The 17,087-nt window shown below is 71.5% G+C and carries 18 protein-coding genes and 1 pseudogene; 14 read left to right on the top strand and 5 right to left on the bottom strand.

What is annotated here, in order from left to right:
- The 6 genes from AC1DY2_RS04530 to AC1DY2_RS04505 all read left to right on the top strand — a co-directional run.
- Nucleotides 1-274 (top strand): helix-turn-helix domain-containing protein (locus tag AC1DY2_RS04530; protein WP_476761323.1); only part of this gene is annotated, 274 nt, incomplete at its 5' end.
- Nucleotides 275-344: 70 nt separating this feature from the next.
- Nucleotides 345-1,169 carry a potassium channel family protein gene (locus AC1DY2_RS04525; protein ID WP_476761322.1) on the top strand — a complete coding sequence of 275 codons (825 nt, stop codon included), beginning with the start codon at nt 345-347 and terminating at the stop codon, nt 1,167-1,169.
- Nucleotides 1,170-1,215: 46 nt separating this feature from the next.
- Entirely contained in the window at nt 1,216-1,737 is a 522-nt protein-coding gene (locus AC1DY2_RS04520) for a metallophosphoesterase family protein (protein ID WP_476761321.1), read from the top strand.
- Between the two features lie 121 nt (nt 1,738-1,858).
- Complete coding sequence (gene gap, locus AC1DY2_RS04515; RefSeq protein WP_476761320.1) at nt 1,859-2,857, top strand: type I glyceraldehyde-3-phosphate dehydrogenase; 999 nt, start codon at nt 1,859-1,861, stop codon at nt 2,855-2,857.
- 147 nt (nt 2,858-3,004) lie between these two features.
- Nucleotides 3,005-3,961 carry a DMT family transporter gene (locus tag AC1DY2_RS04510; protein WP_476761319.1) on the top strand — a complete coding sequence of 319 codons (957 nt, stop codon included), beginning with the start codon at nt 3,005-3,007 and terminating at the stop codon, nt 3,959-3,961.
- A 46-nt stretch (nt 3,962-4,007) separates the two neighbouring features.
- A complete protein-coding gene (locus AC1DY2_RS04505; protein WP_476761318.1) occupies nt 4,008-4,691 on the top strand; it encodes a VOC family protein in 684 nt (227 codons plus the stop codon).
- A 29-nt stretch (nt 4,692-4,720) separates the two neighbouring features.
- Here the strand turns inward: AC1DY2_RS04505 and AC1DY2_RS04500 are convergent, their stop codons facing one another.
- Nucleotides 4,721-5,761: an NAD(P)H-dependent flavin oxidoreductase gene (locus tag AC1DY2_RS04500; RefSeq protein WP_476761325.1), complete on the bottom strand. Its 1,041-nt coding sequence runs from the start codon at nt 5,759-5,761 to the stop codon at nt 4,721-4,723.
- Between the two features lie 26 nt (nt 5,762-5,787).
- The gene (locus AC1DY2_RS04495) at nt 5,788-5,958 is read right to left on the bottom strand and encodes a hypothetical protein (RefSeq protein ID WP_476761317.1); all 171 of its coding nucleotides are present in this window, start codon (nt 5,956-5,958) and stop codon (nt 5,788-5,790) included.
- A 135-nt stretch (nt 5,959-6,093) separates the two neighbouring features.
- Between AC1DY2_RS04495 and AC1DY2_RS04490 the strand changes: the two genes are divergently transcribed.
- Nucleotides 6,094-6,645, top strand: a complete 552-nt coding sequence (locus AC1DY2_RS04490; RefSeq protein ID WP_476761316.1) for a dihydrofolate reductase family protein — start codon at nt 6,094-6,096, stop codon at nt 6,643-6,645.
- Nucleotides 6,646-6,710: 65 nt separating this feature from the next.
- Here AC1DY2_RS04490 and AC1DY2_RS04485 read toward each other — a convergent pair whose 3' ends face one another.
- On the bottom strand, nt 6,711-7,805 hold the full coding sequence (locus tag AC1DY2_RS04485; protein ID WP_476761315.1) for a LacI family DNA-binding transcriptional regulator: 1,095 nt from the start codon (nt 7,803-7,805) through the stop codon (nt 6,711-6,713).
- Between the two features lie 225 nt (nt 7,806-8,030).
- Here AC1DY2_RS04485 and AC1DY2_RS04480 point away from each other — a divergent pair, with 225 nt between their 5' ends.
- The 5 genes from AC1DY2_RS04480 (at nt 8,031) to AC1DY2_RS04460 (ending at nt 12,846) form a co-directional block, all read left to right on the top strand.
- Complete coding sequence (locus tag AC1DY2_RS04480; protein ID WP_476761324.1) at nt 8,031-8,909, top strand: ABC transporter substrate-binding protein; 879 nt, start codon at nt 8,031-8,033, stop codon at nt 8,907-8,909.
- A gap of 89 nt (nt 8,910-8,998) precedes the next feature.
- Nucleotides 8,999-9,787, top strand: a complete 789-nt coding sequence (locus AC1DY2_RS04475; protein WP_476761314.1) for an amino acid ABC transporter permease — start codon at nt 8,999-9,001, stop codon at nt 9,785-9,787.
- Entirely contained in the window at nt 9,784-10,554 is a 771-nt protein-coding gene (locus tag AC1DY2_RS04470; protein ID WP_476761313.1) for an amino acid ABC transporter ATP-binding protein, read from the top strand. The genes AC1DY2_RS04475 and AC1DY2_RS04470 overlap by 4 nt, the downstream gene beginning before the upstream one ends.
- The gene (locus AC1DY2_RS04465) at nt 10,554-11,606 is read left to right on the top strand and encodes a Gfo/Idh/MocA family protein (RefSeq protein ID WP_476761312.1); all 1,053 of its coding nucleotides are present in this window, start codon (nt 10,554-10,556) and stop codon (nt 11,604-11,606) included. The genes AC1DY2_RS04470 and AC1DY2_RS04465 overlap by 1 nt, the downstream gene beginning before the upstream one ends.
- Before the next feature lie 64 nt (nt 11,607-11,670).
- On the top strand, nt 11,671-12,846 hold the full coding sequence (locus tag AC1DY2_RS04460; protein ID WP_476761311.1) for an NAD(P)/FAD-dependent oxidoreductase: 1,176 nt from the start codon (nt 11,671-11,673) through the stop codon (nt 12,844-12,846).
- A 10-nt stretch (nt 12,847-12,856) separates the two neighbouring features.
- Here the strand turns inward: AC1DY2_RS04460 and AC1DY2_RS04455 are convergent, their stop codons facing one another.
- Both AC1DY2_RS04455 and AC1DY2_RS04450 read right to left on the bottom strand, forming a co-directional pair.
- The gene (locus AC1DY2_RS04455) at nt 12,857-13,771 is read right to left on the bottom strand and encodes an NADP-dependent oxidoreductase (RefSeq protein ID WP_476761310.1); all 915 of its coding nucleotides are present in this window, start codon (nt 13,769-13,771) and stop codon (nt 12,857-12,859) included.
- A 216-nt stretch (nt 13,772-13,987) separates the two neighbouring features.
- Nucleotides 13,988-15,187, bottom strand: coding sequence for an FAD-dependent monooxygenase (locus tag AC1DY2_RS04450; protein ID WP_476761309.1), 1,200 nt, complete (start codon nt 15,185-15,187; stop codon nt 13,988-13,990).
- 106 nt (nt 15,188-15,293) lie between these two features.
- Between AC1DY2_RS04450 and AC1DY2_RS04445 the strand changes: the two genes are divergently transcribed.
- Nucleotides 15,294-15,857, top strand: coding sequence for a TetR/AcrR family transcriptional regulator (locus tag AC1DY2_RS04445; protein ID WP_476761308.1), 564 nt, complete (start codon nt 15,294-15,296; stop codon nt 15,855-15,857).
- 185 nt (nt 15,858-16,042) lie between these two features.
- Nucleotides 16,043-17,087: pseudogene (locus AC1DY2_RS04440) on the top strand (hypothetical protein); the annotation flags it as partial.

Here is a 17,087-nt window from a genome sequence, read left to right as displayed (position 1 = left end):
CGCCGACCTCGCGCGGCACGCGAATGTGTCGCCGCGCACGTTCTCGCGACGCTTCCTCGAGGACACGGGCTCCACCCCCATGCAGTGGATCCTGCGCGCCCGCGTCGACCTCGCCCGCGAGCTGCTCGAGCGCACCGACCTCGGCATCGAGCAGATCGCCGACCGCGTCGGCCTCGGCACGGGCGCGAACCTGCGGCTGCACTTCCACCGCATCCTCGGCACCTCGCCGAGCGAATACCGGCACACGTTCGTGCAGCCGGGGGAGTCGGGGTGATTCGCACCCGCTCCGCTGTGCGCCGTCGTGGCGGACGGGCCGCACGGGTGCGGCGTGCCACAATCCACGCATGGCCAAGGCGGCGCGGAGCGAACTGAAGAGCACCGGATACGAGATCTTCATCGGCGTGCTGTCGATCCTGTCGATCGTCAACCTGGTGCTCATGTACGCCGTCGACGACGAGGCGCTGACGACCGTGATCTGGGTCATGAACGTGCTGTTCAGCGGCATCTTCCTCGTGGACTTCACCTATCGCCTCGCGACCGCGCCGAGTCGCAGCGGGTACTTCTTCCGGCACTTCGGGTGGGCCGACCTCCTCGCCAGCCTGCCGTTCCCGCAGTTCAAGGTCCTGCGCCTGTTCCGCGTGGTCCGCGTCGTCCGCCTCATGCGCCAGGTCGGACCGCGCACCATCTGGCGCACGCTGGTGAAGGATCGGGCCGGGAGCGCGCTGTATGCGCTGCTCCTCATGGGCGTGCTCGTGCTCCAGTTCGGCAGCCTCACGATGCTCTTCCTCGAGGAGCACGCCCCCGGCGCGAACATCACCACCGCGTCCGATGCGCTCTGGTACACGCTGGTCACCATCTCGACCGTCGGCTACGGCGACTACTACCCGACCACCAACCCCGGCCGGATCGCCGGCGTCGTCATCATCATCGTGGGCGTGGGCATCTTCGGCACCTTCACCGGCTACCTGGCGAACCTGTTCCTGGCTCCGCGGAAGGAGGATGCCGACGAGCCAGCGCCCGCATCGGGGACTGATGCTGAGGCTGGTGCGGCTGCGAATGCCGCAGACGGGACCACGCTCGACGAGATCCGCGCGTTGCTCACCTCGTCGGAGGCGAACCTCGAGTCGATCAAGCTCCTGCTGGGCGGCCCCGACCGGCCCGCGGCCTGATCGTCGGACACTGCTCCGGATGCCGCCGGCGCGCCATGATGGGACGGTGGCGACGCGGCTCCTCCTCATCTCCGACACCCACGTGCCCGCTCGGGCCCGGCGGCTGCCCGACGACGTGTGGCGCGCGATCGACGACGCCGAGGTCGTGGTGCACGCGGGCGACTGGGTGGACGTCGCCACGCTCGACGCGATCGAGGCGCGGGCCGCGCGGCTCGTGGGCGTGGCCGGCAACAACGACGGGCCCGAGCTGCACAGGCGGCTGGGCGAGTTCGGCCGGTTCGAGGCGGGCGGCGTGCGGTTCGGCGTCGTGCACGAGACGGGCGCCGCGGGTGGCCGCGAGGCGCGCATGGATGCCGCGTACGCCGGCCCCGATGCATCCGACGGGATGGACGTGCTCGTGTTCGGGCACAGCCACATCCCGTGGGACACGACGACGCCCCATGGCATCCGACTGCTCAATCCCGGCTCGCCGACCGACCGGCGCCGGCAGCCGATGTGCACGATGATGACGGCGCTCGCCGACGCCGGGGTGCTGCGCGACGTGACGCTCGTGCCCGTGTCGCGCTGAGCGGATGCCGCCGCAGGGCGGCGCAGGCATGGCGCGAAGCTTGCGCACGCTGTCGTTCCAGCCACTCGCCCGCAAGCAGCCGAACGACGATGGTGGAGGGGAACGAAAGGATCCACCCTTCATGACTCGCATCGCCGTCAACGGATTCGGCCGCATCGGCCGCAACGTGCTCCGCGCCCTCCTCGAGCGCGACTCCGACCTCGAGGTCGTCGCCGTGAACGACCTCACCGACCCCAAGGCGCTCGCACAGCTGCTGCGCTTCGACAGCACCGGCGGCCGGCTCGGCCGCCCCGTCGAGGTCGACGGCGACACGCTCGTCGTCGATGGTCGCCGCATCAAGGTGCTCGCCGAGCGCGACCCCGCGAACCTGCCGTGGGCCGAGCTCGAGGTCGATATCGTGCTCGAGTCGACGGGCCGGTTCACGTCGAAGCAGGCCGCGTCGGCGCACCTCGACGCGGGGGCCAAGAAGGTGCTGGTGAGCGCACCGGCCGACGGCGCCGACGTCACCCTCGCCTACGGCGTGAACACCGAGGCGTATGACGCATCCGCCCACACGATCATCTCGAACGCCTCGTGCACCACGAACGCGCTCGCCCCGCTCGCCAAGGTGCTCGACGACCTGGCCGGCATCGAGCACGGGTTCATGACGACCGTGCACGCCTACACGCAGGAGCAGAACCTGCAGGACGGCCCGCACCGCGACCCGCGTCGCGCTCGCGCCGCCGGCGTGAACATCGTGCCGACCACGACCGGCGCCGCGAAGGCCATCGGCCTCGTCCTGCCGGGCCTCGACGGCAAGCTGTCGGGCGACTCGATCCGCGTGCCCGTGCCCGTCGGCTCGATCGTCGAGCTCAACACGACGGTCGCCCGCGACGTCACCGTCGATGAGGTGCTCGCCGCTTACCGCGCGGCGGCCGAGGGGCCGCTCGCCGGCATCCTCGAGTACTCCGAGGACCCGCTGGTGTCGTCGGACATCACGGGGAACCCGGCCTCGTCGATCTTCGACGCCGCGCTCACCCGCGTCGACGGCAAGCACGTCAAGGTCGTCGCCTGGTACGACAACGAATGGGGTTTCTCGAACCGCGTGATCGACACGCTGGAGCTGCTCGCACAGGGCTGATCGGGCGCGATAAGCGGATGCCGCGGCGGCAGCGTCGCGGCATCCGCTGCGTCGTCCCCGACGCCCGGCCGTGCGGTTGGCGGGATTTCGCGCGCAGTCGGCAGGCGCAGGTCGGCCGCTGTCGGCGGCAGCCGCCAGAATGAGCTGGTGACTCGTCGTGGGCTGATCCTCTTCGTCGCGCTCGGCATCGCGTGGGGCATCCCCTACCTGTTCATCAAGGTCGCGGTGAGCGAGCTCGATCCCGGCATGGTGGTCCTCGGGCGGTCGGCGCTGGCCGCAGTACTGCTGCTGCCGCTGGCGTTCTTCCGCCGCGAGGTCTGGTCGGTGGTGCGTCGGTGGAAGCCGATGCTCGCCTACACGATCGTCGAGATCATCCTCCCGTGGTACTTCCTCAGCTCGGCCGAGCAGCACCTGCCGTCGTCGACCGCGGGCCTGCTGCTCGCCACGGTGCCGCTCGCCGGCGTGGCGATCGCGTTCCTGATGGGGCGCCCCGAGCGGCTCTCGCGCGTCAACTGGCTCGGCATCGCCCTCGGCATGCTCGGCGTCGCGGCCCTCGTCGGCCTCGACATGGCCGGATCCGACCTCATCGCCGTCGCACAGATGGCGGTCGTGGTGGTCGGCTACGCGCTCGGTCCGGCGATCCTGTCGCGGTGGATGTCCGATTTGCCGGGCGTCGGCGTCGTCGCCGTGTCGCTCGCGGCAACCGCCGTCGTGTACGTCCCGTTCGTGCTGTTCACCGGCGGGTGGCCGACCGAGGTGCCGTCCACGGCGGTCATCGTGTCGGTCATCGTGCTCGCGGTGGTCTGCAGCGCACTCGCGTTCCTGCTCATGGTCGGCCTCGTCGCCGAGATCGGGCCGGTCAAGGCGACCACGATCACCTACGTCAACCCGGCGGTCGCGATCATCGCCGGCGTGGTGGTGCTCGGCGAGCGGGTCACGATCTGGACCATCGTCGGGTTCGCGCTCGTGCTCGCCGGCTCCTACCTGGTCACGCGGAAGCGGCACGACGCCGTCGTCGCCGAAGGGGCCGAGGCCGCCGCGGCGGAGCAGACGGGCGCCGAGTCGACGTCGGCCGAGCAGACGGGCGCCGAGCGGGCGACGTAGTCGGCTGGTTCTTGCCCGTGTCGGCGGTGCCCGACACCATGGGGTCATGGACGCCGAGCCGATCACTCCCGAGCAGTTCCACGCGGCCGCGGGCGTCGACGACTGGCGGGTGCTGTTCTGGGGCGCGCACGCGTTCTTCCGGGCGACGTCGTACGCGCAGGGCGCCGCCCTCGTCGCCACGATCGCCGAGCTGGTGGCGCCCACCCGGCACGACCCCGACGTCGACCTGCGCCGCGAGGGCGTCGCGGTGAAGCTCATCACCCGCGGCATCCGGGACCTCAGCGAACACGATGTCGACCTGGCGCGTCGTATCTCGGAGGCGGCGGGCGACCTCGGCCTCGAGGCCGACCCGTCGGTGCTGCAGGTCGTGCAGACCGCCGTCGCCTCGCCGCCGTCGGCCGAGGTATCCCCGTTCTGGGCCGCGGTGCTCGGCTACGTGCGGCCGAACGACACGCATCTCGTCGACCCGCTGCGGCGCAACTCGTCGTTCTTCCTCCAGCCCGAAGACCGGGTCGCCCCCGGCCGCGGCCGCATCCACGTCGACGTGTGCGTGCCCCACGACCAGGTCGAGGCCCGCATCGCGGCTGCGCTCGCCGCCGGTGGTCGCCTCGCCGACGACTCGAACGCGCCCGAGTGGTGGACGCTCGCCGACGCCGAGCAGCACGGCGTCGACGTGACGACGTGGTGGGGGCGCGACAGCACGCGCCTCGAGGAGGCGCGCGACGGCTGACGCTCGACCGCCGACCGCCCCTGTGCGCGTCAGTCGGGAAGCCCGGCCACGAGCTCCTCGAAGACCGCACGCACGTCGTCGTGCTTCGCGAGCGGCGCCGACTGGCCCATCCACAGCGACTGCAGGTCGCCCCGCCCCTGGCGCACGGCCTCAGCGCGGAACTTGCCCGTCAGCCAGTTCTGCACCGGGAACGGCGCGATGGTGCCGGATGCCTCGATCTCGCGCACGACCCGGTTGCGCGCTCCCCGGGCGAGCCGACCGCTCATCGCGCGGGTGAGCACCGTCTCATGGGCCGCGGTGCTGCCGATCGCCGCACGGTGCGCGTCGTTCGTGGCCGACTGCCGCGTGCGGAGGAACGCCGTGCCCACCTGCACGCCGGCTGCGCCGAGGGCGATGGCCGCGGCGACGCCCCGCCGATCCGCGATGCCGCCCGCCGCGATGACCGGCACGGACACCGCGTCGGCCACCTGCGGGATCAGTGAGATCGACCCGATGAGCGACTGCTCGGCCGGACGCAGGAACGACACCCGGTGCCCGCCGGCCTCGAGCCCGGTCGCCACGATCGCGTCCACGCCGCTCGTCTCGAGGGCGACCGCCTCGTCGACCGACGTCGCCGTGCCCACGAGACGGATGCCGCGCGCCCGCGCGCGCTCGACCACCTCGGCGGGCGGCACGCCGAACACGAAGCTCGCCACCGCAGGGCGTGCCTCGAGCACGGCGGCCCACTGCTCCTCGAACGACGGGAGGTACGCGGCCGGCGGCTCCGTCGGCACGGGCAGGCCGACCTCGTCGAAGTACGGGCGCAGTGCGCCGACCGCCGCCGCGAACCCACCAGGTGCGAGCGGTGCGTCGGCCGCGGCATCCGCCTCGATGGGCAGCCACACGTTGAGGTTGAACGGTCGGCTCGTCGCCGCACGGATCGCCGCCGCGGCCTCGCCGATTCGGCCCGCGTCGAACCCGTAGAGGCCGAACGAGCCGAGCCCGCCGAGCCCGCTCACCGCCGCGGTGAGTTCGACCGACGACAGCCCGCCGAAGGGGCCGAGCACGATGGGGTGGTCGATGCCGAGCATCGTCGTGAGCTCGGCCGAGCGATCCGTCACGTCAGTCCTCCGGTCTCTCCGTCCACGGTGCGCCGGGCACCGCAGTTCCAGCAGGTGCCGCCCTCGATGAGCGCGCCGCACTCGGCGCAGGTCGCGGCCAACCAGCACACGGCCCCGTCGAGCTCTCCGCCGTGGCGAGGCTCGTCCTGCTCGGGGTCGGGTCGCATGATTCCACGCTACGCCCGCGGACGCGACCCCGGCCGAGACGAGTTTCCCGGCGATGTCGATCTGCCGCGGCATCCGTTCGACGTCCAGAATGAGAGGCGGACCGCCCGCCTCGAACGATCAGCGAAGGAACCATCATGCGCACCCTCATCGTCACCGAGTTCATCACCCTCGACGGCGTCGTCGACTCGCCCGGCGGCGGCGAGCACCCGCGGGCCGGCTGGACCTTCAAGGAGGTGCCGTTCGTCGCGGACGCCTACGAGATCAAGGGCCGCGAGCAGGTCGAGGCGGGCGCGATGCTCATCGGCCGCCAGAGTTACGACGAGTTCGCGCCGGTCTGGCCGAAGATGGCGGAATTCGAGGACTACAACGCCATGCCCAAGTACGTCGTCTCGACCACGCTCAGCGATCCCGAGTGGAACAACACCTCGGTGCTGCGATCGCTCGACGAGGTGGCTGAGCTCAAGCAGGGCGACGGCGGCAACATCCTCGTGCACGGCAGCCCGACGCTCGCGAAGGCGCTGGGCGAGGCCGGCCTCGTAGACCGCTATCACCTGCTCGTCTTCCCCGTCGTGCTCGGCGAGGGCAAGCGCCTCTTCAGCGGGCACGAGCAGGGCACGCTCAAGCTCGTCGAGCACGAGGCCTACTCGAACGGCGTGGTGAAGTCGGTCTTCGACGTCGAGCACTGAGCCCGTGCGCGGGTGACCTCACCTGAGCCGAGCGGATGCCGCGGGCGCGGGCTCGCGGCATCCGCTCAGCGCTGCGCCGGCGGCGCCACCGAGTCCCGCTCGATGAGGTGCTGGGGCAGCGTGCGGGTGACGACGGGCCCGCCGTCGCCGCCGATGCGCCGGATGAGCAGGCGCGCCGCCTCGGCACCGATCTCGTGGATGGGCTGCGCCATCACCGTGACCGCGGGCGTCGTCACCGCCGTCCAGTCGGCGTCGTCGAACGCGACGAGCGACAGGTCGTGAGGGATGCTGCGGCCGAGGGCTCGGGCGGCACGGAAGACTCCGAGCGCGATGAGGCTGTCGGAGGCGACGATGGCGGTGATGCCGCGGTCGCGGTCCTCGAGGAGGCGCCGGGCGAGCGGCTCGACGCCCTCCTGCCGGGCGTTCAGGTGCACGAATGACTCGGGGTCGGGCACGCCGGCGCCGTCGAGCGTCTCGATGAAGCCCTGCACGCGGTCGGCGACCGAGGACGAGCCGAGCGCGTCGCCGCGACGGTAGCCGCCGGGGTGGCGGATGGTCGAGATGAACGCGATGCGACGGTGGCCGGCCGCGGTGAGCAGGCCCGTGAGCTGTGCGGCGCCGCGATGGTTGTCGGCGATGACGGTGTCGACCTCGAGGTCGGGCGCGGCCCGGTCGAAGAGCACGAGGGGGCGGCCGGCGTCGATGATCGTGCGCAGGTTGTCGAGGTCGACGGATGACGCGGGCGCGACGAGCAGCCCGTCCACGCGCTTGGCCAGTTGCACGCCGATGGCCTTCTCCTCGGTCTCGGCCTCCTCGTCGGAGTTCGAGAGGATCAGGTCGAATCCGGCGGCGTTCGCGACATCCGCCGCCCCCCGCGTGGCCTGGGCGAAGAACGGGTTCTCGATGTCGCCGACGACGATGCCGAGCGTGTTCGAGCGGCCGGTGCTCATGGTGCGGGCCAGCGCATTGGGGCGGTAGCCGAGCTGTTCCGCGGCCGCCTGCACGCGGTCGCGCACGGCCTCGCTGACCGCGCCGTAGTCGCCGAGCGCGCGTGCGGCCGTGGCCTTGGAGACCTTGGCCGCGGCCGCGACGTCGCTCACGGTCACCTCGCGTCGGCCGTTGCCGTTCGCCTGGCCGTGGCCGTTGGGGGGTTCGCCCACCGCTCCTCCAGCAAAAGTGAGAAAAGTGTTGACGCGAGCGGGAATCGTCGCGTACTGTCCCAGAAAACGCATTGAGACCGGTCTCAACCTACCGGATTGAGACCGGTCTCAACAAGATCAGATCCACACGGCCGTGATTCGCAGCACGCGAAGCCGCCAGGCCGCAACGGGATACCCGCAACCGCAGCACCGCACGACAATCACCGCAACGAGAGGATCATCGTGATCAACCGCACCACCTTCCGCCGGGCCGGCATCGCCGCCGCGGCCGCGGCGGCCGCCCTCGCCCTCGCCGCCTGCTCCTCGGCCGGCGCGAGCACGGGCGGCGCGTCCGCCGAGGACAACCCCTACCACCTCATCACCCCGGGCCAGATCCGGGTCGCGAGCCTCGGCGACGCGAAGCCCTACACGTTCACCGACGAGAACGGCGAATTCACGGGGTTCGACGTCGAGCTCTTCACAGATGTCGCCGACCGTATCGGCATCGACGACGTCGTGTTCACCGGCCAGGACTTCTCGGGCCTGCTCTCCGCGGTCGCCAACGGCCAGTTCGACGTCGGCGTCGCCGCCATCGGCATCACCGATGAGCGCAAGCAGACCGTCGACTTCTCCGACGGCTACCTCGCGGGCTACCTCACCGTGATGTCGAGCCCCGACGCGAACATCTCCGACGAGGACGACCTGGCCGGCAAGCGGCTCGGCGTCGTGCAGGGCACCCTGCAGGAGGCGTACGCGGTGAAGCACTTCACCGACACGGAGCTCGTGCGCTTCCCCGACAACAACGCCGCCATCTCGGCCGTGAACAGCGGCGCGATCGACGCCCACTTCCTCGACTACGAGGCGGCGAAGGAGTACTCGGCGCAGTACGGGCTCGAGAACGCCATCGACATCCCCTCCTTCGACGCGCCCGCCGGGTTCGCCATCGCGAAGGGGAACACCGAGTTCAAGGCGGCACTCGACGAGGCGCTCGCCGCCGCCATGGAGGACGGCACGTGGAAGGAGCTCTACCAGAAGTGGTTCCCGGGCTCGCCGATGCCCGAGCAGTACCTCCCCAAGGCCGAGCAGACCTCGGCTCCGACCGAGTCGGAAGCCCCGGCACAGTAGCCGGGCCCGCGGTGCGGGTCGGCCGTCGGCCTCGCACGTCGGCCCGGTCGGCCCGCACCGCCCCACCCCTCCTCTGAAGGAAGCGAACCATGGACTGGCTCGACAACATCATCACGACCTTCTTCGACTTCGATGCGATGCTGCAGGTGCTCCCGCAGCTGTTCGCCGTCGGACTCGTCAACACGTTGGTCATCTCGATCTGGGCGACCGTCATCGGCATCGTCCTCGGCATGGTCATCGCCATCATGGGCATCTCGCCCTCGCGGTGGCTGCGGATCCCCGCGCGCATCTACACCGACATCTTCCGCGGACTGCCCGCGATCCTCACGATCCTGCTCATCGGCCAGGGCTTCGCCCGGTTCAGCCAGCAGATCTTCGGGCCCTCGCCGTACCCGCTGGGCATCCTGGCCCTCAGCCTCATCGCGAGCGCGTACATGGGGGAGATCTTCCGGGCCGGCATCCAGAGCGTCGACCGCGGTCAGCTCGAGGCCTGCCGGGCCCTCGGCATGAGCTACGGCAAGGCGATGCGGCTCGTCGTCGTGCCGCAGGGTGTCCGCCGGGTGCTCCCCGCCCTCGTCAACCAGTTCATCGCCATCGTGAAGGACTCGAGCCTCGTGTACTTCCTGGGGCTGCTGGTGTCCGAGCGCGAGCTGTTCCGCGTCGGGCAGGATGCCGCGGTGCTGACGGGCAACCTGTCGCCGCTCGTCGCGGCCGGCCTGTTCTACCTGGCCATCACCGTTCCGCTCACGCACCTCGTGAACTACTTCGACAACCGCTTCCGCACCGGACGGCGCAAGGCCGCGCCGCCGAAGAGCGGCCTCGACGAGGTCGAGGAGCAGAACCCGACTCCGACGCTGACCTACGGAGAGAACTCATGACCTACACGTCCCCGATGCCCGTCACCGATGGACACTTCTACGCGGGCTCGAGCCTCGAGCTCATCGACCTCACCATGGCGTACGGCGAGATCGACGTGCTCCGCGACGTCAGTCTCACGGTCGCGCCGGGCACGACGACCTGCATCATCGGGCCCTCGGGTTCGGGCAAGTCGACGCTGCTGCGTGGCGTGAACCGCCTGCACGAGCCGAAGTCCGGCGACGTGCGACTCGCCGGCGAGAGCGTGCTGACCCAGAAGCCCGACGCCGTGCGCAAGCGCATCGGCCTGGTCTTCCAGCACTTCAACCTCTTCCCCGACCACACGGCGGAGCAGAATGTCGCACTCGCCCTCCGCAACGTGAAGGGCCTTTCGAAGGCCGAGTCGGTGCGCATCGCCCGCGAGCGACTCGACGAGGTGGGGCTCGCCGAGCGCGCCGACCACCGGCCCCGCGACCTGTCCGGCGGCCAGCAGCAGCGCGTGGCGATCGCCCGGGCGCTCGCCATGGAGCCCGAGGTCATGCTCTTCGACGAGGCCACGAGCGCCCTCGACCCCGAGCTCGTGAAGGGCGTGCTGAACCTCATGGCGGGCCTCGCACAGCGCGGCATGACCATGCTCGTCGTCACCCACGAGATGGGCTTCGCCCGCAAGGTCGCCGATCAGGTCGTCTTCATGGACGAGGGTCGCGTGGTCGAGTCCGGCAAGCCCGGCGACCTCTTCGACCGTCCGCAGAGCCCCCGCCTGCAGCGCTTCCTCTCGGAGGTGCTGTGATGACGGATGCCGCGCGCCGCCCGATCCGCGCGGCCGTCATCGGCTTCGGCGTCTCGGGCCGCATCTTCCACGCGCCGTTCCTCGCGGCGAGCCCCGACTACTCGCTCGACGTGATCGTCACGCGCGACCCGTCGCGGCGGGCGGCGGCCGCGGCGCGGCATCCGCTGGCCCGGGTCGTCGCGACGCCCGAGGAGCTGTGGGCGGATGCCGCCGAGCTCGACCTCGTGGTGATCGGCTCGCCGAGCGGCACGCACGCCGCCCTCGCCGATTCGGCTCTCGACGCCGGGCTCGACGTGGTCGTCGACAAGCCGTTCGCCGTGACCGCGGAGGAGGGTCGTGCACTCATCGCGAAGGCCGAGCGCCTCGGCCGGCGCCTCACCGTGTTCCAGAACCGGCGGTGGGACGGTGACTTCCTCACCCTGCGCGAGCTCGTCGGTGCGGGCGCGCTCGGCGAGGTGCGCCGCTTCGAGTCGCGGTTCGAGTGGTGGCAGCCCGAGCCGGCCGCGTCGTGGAAGACGGAGGCGACGGCCCGCGAGGGCGGCGGCATCCTCTACGACCTCGGCACGCACCTCATCGACCAGGCGATGCAGCTGTTCGGGCCGGTGTCCGACCTGTACGTCGAGCTCGCCCGCCGCCGGCGCGAAGCCGCGGCCGACGACGACGTGTTCCTCGCGCTCGAGCACGCGTCGGGCGTCACCTCGCACCTGTGGATGAGCGCCGTCGCGCCCCTCTTCGGACCGCGGTTCCACGTGCTCGGCTCACGCGCCGGCTACGCGACCTGGGGGCTCGACGTGCAGGAGCCGTCGCTGCTCGCCGGCGCGCTGCCCACCGATCCCGGGTTCGGTGAGACGCCCGAGGCGCGCTGGGGCGTGCTCGGCGCCGACGGCGACACCCGCCCGGTGCCGACGAAGCGCGGCGACTACGGCGAGTTCTACCGACTGCTCGCGGTCGCCCTGCGCGACGGCGGCCCGCTGCCGGTCGACCCGGCCGACGCCGTCGCGGTGCTCGAGGTGATCGAGCACGCGCACGCCGCGGCATCCGTCACCGCCTGACGCCCGTCACCGCCTGACGCCCGTCACACGACCTGACTTCATGACAAGGAAGAGAACCATCAGCATGCCCACCACACAGTCCACCCGCGTCGTCGTCATCGGCGGGGGCATCCTCGGCGCCTCGACCGCCGCGCACCTCGCCAGAGGCGGCGCCCAGGTGACACTCGTCACCGCCGGGTCGCTCGCCGACGGCGCATCCGGCCGCTCGATCGCCTGGCTGAACTCGTCGGGCGACCGCTCGGCCGAGTACCACTACCTGCGCCTGCTCGCGCTGGACCGCTACCGCACGTGGAGTGTGCGCCACCCCGAGAGCCGGGCGTACCTGCGGTTCGACGGCGCACTGAAGTGGGCCGCGCCGGGCGAGAGCTTCCGCGAGACCTTCGGGTTCGAACGCGCCGGCGGCTACGACGCCGTCTGGATCGACCGTGCCGACGTGGCCGCGATCGCGCCTGACGTGAACCCCGACGCGGTCGCCGACGAGGGCGCGATCTTCAACCCCGGCGAGGGCTGGGTGAGCCTGCCCGACCTCATCGCGGCGCTGGTCGAGGAGGCCATGGCCGACGGCGCGCGCGTGATCGAGCACGCCGGCGACGCCCGCGTCAACGTGCAGGACGGCTCGGCGACCGGCGTGGTCCTCGGCGATGGCACGCGGGTCGCGGCCGACCGGGTCGTGCTCGCGACGGGTCCCGCGGTGCCGGCCCACCTGGCGACCCTCGGGGTGACGGTTCCGGATGCCACGCCCGCGGCGTTCGTGCTCTTCACCGACCCCGTGGACGTCGAGGTGACGACCGTGCTGAACACGCCGCGCGTCGCGATCCGCCCGACGCCCGACGGCCGGCTCGTGCTCGACGCCGACTGGGCGGAGCAGTCGATCRTCGTCGGTGACGACGGCGCGCTCACGGTACCCGAGGAGTCGGTCCAGGGGCTGCTCGACGAGGCCTCGAAGGTGCTCGCGGCCAACCCGCGGCTGACCGCGCAGCGAGTCGGCGCCGGCCTGAAGCCGATCCCGGGCGACGGCGAGCCGGTCGTGGGCGCGGTGCCCTCGGTCGACGGCCTGTACGCCGTCTTCACGCACTCGGGCGCGACGCTCGGGCTCATCCTCGGCGAGCTCCTCGCCGAGGAGATCCTCACCGGATCGCCGTCGCCGGTGCTGACGTCGTTCCGTCTCGACCGGTTCGGGGCAGATGCCGCGCCTGCGGCCGTGCCGACCGGCGCGTGGGCGCCGGTGCCGCAGCGGTAGGGGCGCGAGGTCACGCCACGGCGATGATGGTGGAACCCCGCACCCGAGTGCCGGGCGCGAACGCCTCTGCGGCGTCGGCGAGCGATCGGACGGCGCCGACGAGGGGCTTCAGCCGCCCGTCCTGCAGGCGCCGGGCCAACTCGGCGAGCTGGGCTCGGTCGGGCTCGACGACGAAGAAGATCGCCTGGCCGTCCTCCGGTTGACGGGGTGGCGGGGCCGCGATGGTGATGATCCGCCCCCCGGGTCGCAGGACGTCCAGGGACCGCTCGAAGACCTCGCCGCCGATGACGTCGAACACGAGGTCGACCGGGTCGAAGGCCTCCAGCCGGTCGGACTCCAGGTCGACGAATTCGTCGGTACCGAATGCGAGGACCGAGTCCTCGTGCTCGGCGCGCCCGGTTCCGATGACCCGCGCGCCGACCTCATGTGCGAGCTGGACGGCGATGGAACCGACCGCACCACCGGCCCCGTGGATCAGCACGGACTGTCCCGTCTCCAGGCGGCCGTGCTGGAACAGCCCCTGCCACGACGTGAGTCCCGAGATGGGCACGGCGGCCGCCGTGACGAAGTCCACGTTCGCGGGCAGGGGAGCGAGGTTCCGCGCCTCGACCGCGGTGTACTCGGCGAGCGCGCCGTTGCGCGTCCAATCCGCCAGCCCGAACACGCGCTGCCCGACGGTGAGCCCGGTGGTGCCGTAGCCGAGCTCGGCCACGACCCCGGCGAGTTCGTGGCCCGGCACGCTCGGCGTGCGGTCGCGTCCGGCGCGGTCGGTCCAGGTCGCGGGCCAGGTGAGTTCGCCGGTCGTGAATCCCGCAGCGTGCACGCGCACGATGACGTCGTTCTCGGCGGCGTGCGGGTGGGGGAGGTCGGTCAGGGTCATGCCCTCCACGCCCTGGCCCTGCTCGGTCACGATGACGGCCTTCATGAGATCCTCCTCCGGCTGCGCTGTCCGTCGTCTCGCTCTGTAATGGGTCGGCGGGCGAAAGCTCGAACGCTACTCCGCGGCTGCAGCGGCGGCAATGACCGCGGGCGCGCGCGTCACTCGAGCCGAAACAGTTTCTCCTCCCCGAAACCGGTGCCGAAGTGCCGAAGTGCCGAAGTGCCGAAGTGCCGAAGTGACACCATCGCGCGGCATCCGTCGTCACACCCCGACGGCGTCGTACGCGGGCAGCGGCACGTCGTGCCGGCTGCTCATGGCCTTCTCGACGACCGTGAGCAGCGGCCGGCGCGCCGACAGGCGGATGTAGCCGTGCAGCACCCGGATGCCGAGGCGCGACTTCGGGGTCGCGAACGAGCCCGATCCGGGCGGCAGCTCGCGTCCGGCCTCGATGTGCGGCGCCATCTCGCGCTCGTACGCCTGCAGCGACTCGACGGCCTGGCCGTCGGGGCGGCGGCCGAGCTCGCTCGCGAGGAGGTACGCGCCGATGAGCGCGAGCGCGGTGCCCTGGCCGCTGAGCGGGGAGGTGCAGTAGCCGGCGTCGCCGAGCAGCACGACGCGACCGCGCGAGAGCTCGGGCATGTGCACCTGCACGAGCGCGTCGAAGTAGAACTCCGACGTGGTGTCGAGTGCCGCCGAGAGCGCCGGCAGATGCCACACGCCGTCGGCGAGGGCCGAGCGCACGAGCTGCTTCTGGGCTTCGACGTCGCGGCGGTCGGGGAGGTCGTGCTCGCCGAACCACGTGACGATCGCCTTCGAGCGTCCGGGTGCGGCATCCGGCCGGATCATCACCATGCGGCGCCCCGGCAGGATGTCCATGAGCGACCAGCCGTCGAGGGGCTCGGGCTCGGGCACGTCGAAGAACGAGGTCACGCCGCCGAGCGAGCGCACGTAGTCGGCCTCGGGCCCCCACACGAGACGACGCACCTTCGAGTGCAGGCCGTCGGCGGCCACCACGAGGTCGAACCGCTCGGGGCCGCCATGCTCGAACGCCACGTCGACGCCCGTGTCATCGAGGGAGAGCGACGCGATCGACTCCCCGAATCGCAGGTCGACACGCCCGGCGACGATCTCGAAGAGCACGCGGGTGAGGTCGCCGCGCAGGATCTCGAGGTCGGCGACCGGGCCCTGGCCGCCGAACATCTCGACGCCGAGCTCGGCGAGCGTGCGGCCGCGGTCGTCGACGTAGCGCATGCCGCGCTGGGGGAGCTGCGCGGCGGTGATCGCCTCGAGCAGGCCCAGGCGTGCAGCCGCCTCGCGCGAGGTACCGCGCAGGTCGACGAGCTGCCCGCCCGGCCGCAGGTCCGGGGCGAGTTCGACGACCGTCACGTCGTGTCCGCCGTCGCTGAGTGCGTGGGCCGCGGTCAGGCCGGCGATGCCGCCGCCGGAGATGAGCACCTTCATGATTCCTCCTCGGAGCCGTTCGCCGCGTTTGCGGCTGAGCTTGATAGTACGGGCGTATGAGACGTATGTCTAATACAAATGTACAAACTCCGATATGATGGATCCCATGGGCAATCGTGAGGACCTGCTGGACGGCGCACGGCGCTGCATCATCGAGAAGGGCTACGCCCGCACCACGGCGCGCGACATCGCGGGTGCGGCCGGCGTGAGCCTGGCCGCGATCGGCTACCACTTCGGCAGCAAGGAGGCCCTCATGTCCGAGGCGCTGCTCGGCACCGGCATCCAGATCGGCGACGCACTGGATGTCGCGCTGCGAGGCGCCCCGAAGGCCGAGCTGCTCGGACGCATCTGGGATGCGTCGCTCACGGCGTTCAGCGACCAACGGCAGCTCCTCGCCGCGAGCATGGAGAACCTCGCCCAGATCGACCGGATCCCGGTGGTCGCCGAGCGGCTGCGGGCCGCGCAGTCAGGCGCGGTCGACGGCATCGCCGAGCTGCTCGCCGAGGAGCTTCCCGGACTCGGCGACGACGACCTGCGAGCGCTCGCCGCGTACTACTTCGCGCTCGTGAACGGCCTGGCCGTCGTGTGGCTGATCGACCCGTCCATCGTCCCGTCGGGTGCGCAGCTCACCCGGCTCCTGCCGCCCCCGAGCGACGTGGTCGACGCGTAGGAGCACACAGCGCGTCGAGCCGCCGGCCCTTCGATCGCGTGCAGGGCTTGACGCGCGGACTCCTCGCGGGTGAGGATTGAGACGATTCATCGAGAAAGCGCTTTCCCGCGTCTGTCTCGATGGAGTCGCCCGCGGCGAGCACGGACGCTGCCGACCAGCACAGCACACGATCGAAGGAGATCCACGTGGGTCCACACGTCCGAACTGCCCGCGCGCGGCCGATCATCGCCGCGCTCGCCGGCGCCGCGCTCGTCGCCGGCGCCGCCCTGACCGCCGCCCCGGCCGTGGCCGCCGAATCCGACGTCGACCTCGCCTTCGACTTCGGCGGTCCGGCCACGCCGGTCGCAGCCGGCTGGATCGGCGTCCACCCCGGCACCGCCTACTCCGCCGCTGCGGGCTACGGCTTCACGACCGCACCTGCCTCGAACGGCTTCCGCGACCGCGGCGGCGACGACCTCATGGCGCGCGACTTCACGATCGGGAACACGCAGGCGTTCGCCGTCGACGTGCCGAACGGCACCTACGAGGTCACGACGTGGGCCGGCGACCTCATCGCCAGCAACGGCACGAACTTCGACATCGAGGGCACCGCCTATGCAGGCCCGCGCACCACCACCGGCAACGTGCACGAGGCGTACTTCCCCGCGATCCAGGTCGCCGACGGGCAGTTGAGCATCCGGGTGACGGGTGGCGACGGGCGCATCAACGGCATCCGTGTGCAGACGCCGCTGGCCGCACCCGCGGGGCTCGCGGCATCCGCCGTCGACGCGACGGACGAGACGATCACGCTCGGCTGGCAGCCGGTTCCGGATGCCACGGGCTACACCGTGTTCCGCTCCGCGCCGGGCGGCACCCTGGCCGAGATCGGCACGGTGCCCGCGCCCGCCGACGGGGCGGCTCCCGCCTTCGAGGACGCCGACGTCGAGCTCGGCGAGAGCTACGACTACGCCGTCGCCACCCTCAAGGGCGACCGCGCGTCGCGCCAGTCCGACCGCGTGACCGTAGACCGCGTCCCCGCGAGCGTGCCCCTGCCTGCCGTGCCCACGGGCATCGCGACGACCGCGCTCGACCGCAACTCGGACACCCTCGCGTGGGCCGACGCCGGCGACGCCGTGCAGTGGAAGGGGTTCCGCTCGACGCGGGCCCACATCCCGTTCGAGCAGGTGGCGACGGTCAGCGAGCCGACCTTCACCGACACCGACGTGCTGACGACGCGGCCCTACCTCTACC

Source organism: Agromyces sp. P1_H4 (assembly GCF_056405255.1).
Note: the sequence above shows the minus strand (reverse complement) of the source record. Positions and strands in the feature narration are given on the sequence as shown.

Coding starts and splice junctions, on each gene's coding strand:
- AC1DY2_RS04525 (WP_476761322.1), top strand. CDS start 345: ATGGCCAAGGCGGCGCGGAGCGAACTGAAGAGCACCGGATACGAGATC.
- gap (WP_476761320.1), top strand. CDS start 1,859: ATGACTCGCATCGCCGTCAACGGATTCGGCCGCATCGGCCGCAACGTG.
- AC1DY2_RS04505 (WP_476761318.1), top strand. CDS start 4,008: ATGGACGCCGAGCCGATCACTCCCGAGCAGTTCCACGCGGCCGCGGGC.
- AC1DY2_RS04500 (WP_476761325.1), bottom strand. CDS start 5,761: ATGCTCGGCATCGACCACCCCATCGTGCTCGGCCCCTTCGGCGGGCTG.
- AC1DY2_RS04495 (WP_476761317.1), bottom strand. CDS start 5,958: ATGCGACCCGACCCCGAGCAGGACGAGCCTCGCCACGGCGGAGAGCTC.
- AC1DY2_RS04490 (WP_476761316.1), top strand. CDS start 6,094: ATGCGCACCCTCATCGTCACCGAGTTCATCACCCTCGACGGCGTCGTC.
- AC1DY2_RS04475 (WP_476761314.1), top strand. CDS start 8,999: ATGGACTGGCTCGACAACATCATCACGACCTTCTTCGACTTCGATGCG.
- AC1DY2_RS04470 (WP_476761313.1), top strand. CDS start 9,784: ATGACCTACACGTCCCCGATGCCCGTCACCGATGGACACTTCTACGCG.
- AC1DY2_RS04465 (WP_476761312.1), top strand. CDS start 10,554: ATGACGGATGCCGCGCGCCGCCCGATCCGCGCGGCCGTCATCGGCTTC.
- AC1DY2_RS04455 (WP_476761310.1), bottom strand. CDS start 13,771: ATGAAGGCCGTCATCGTGACCGAGCAGGGCCAGGGCGTGGAGGGCATG.
- AC1DY2_RS04450 (WP_476761309.1), bottom strand. CDS start 15,187: ATGAAGGTGCTCATCTCCGGCGGCGGCATCGCCGGCCTGACCGCGGCC.
- AC1DY2_RS04445 (WP_476761308.1), top strand. CDS start 15,294: ATGGGCAATCGTGAGGACCTGCTGGACGGCGCACGGCGCTGCATCATC.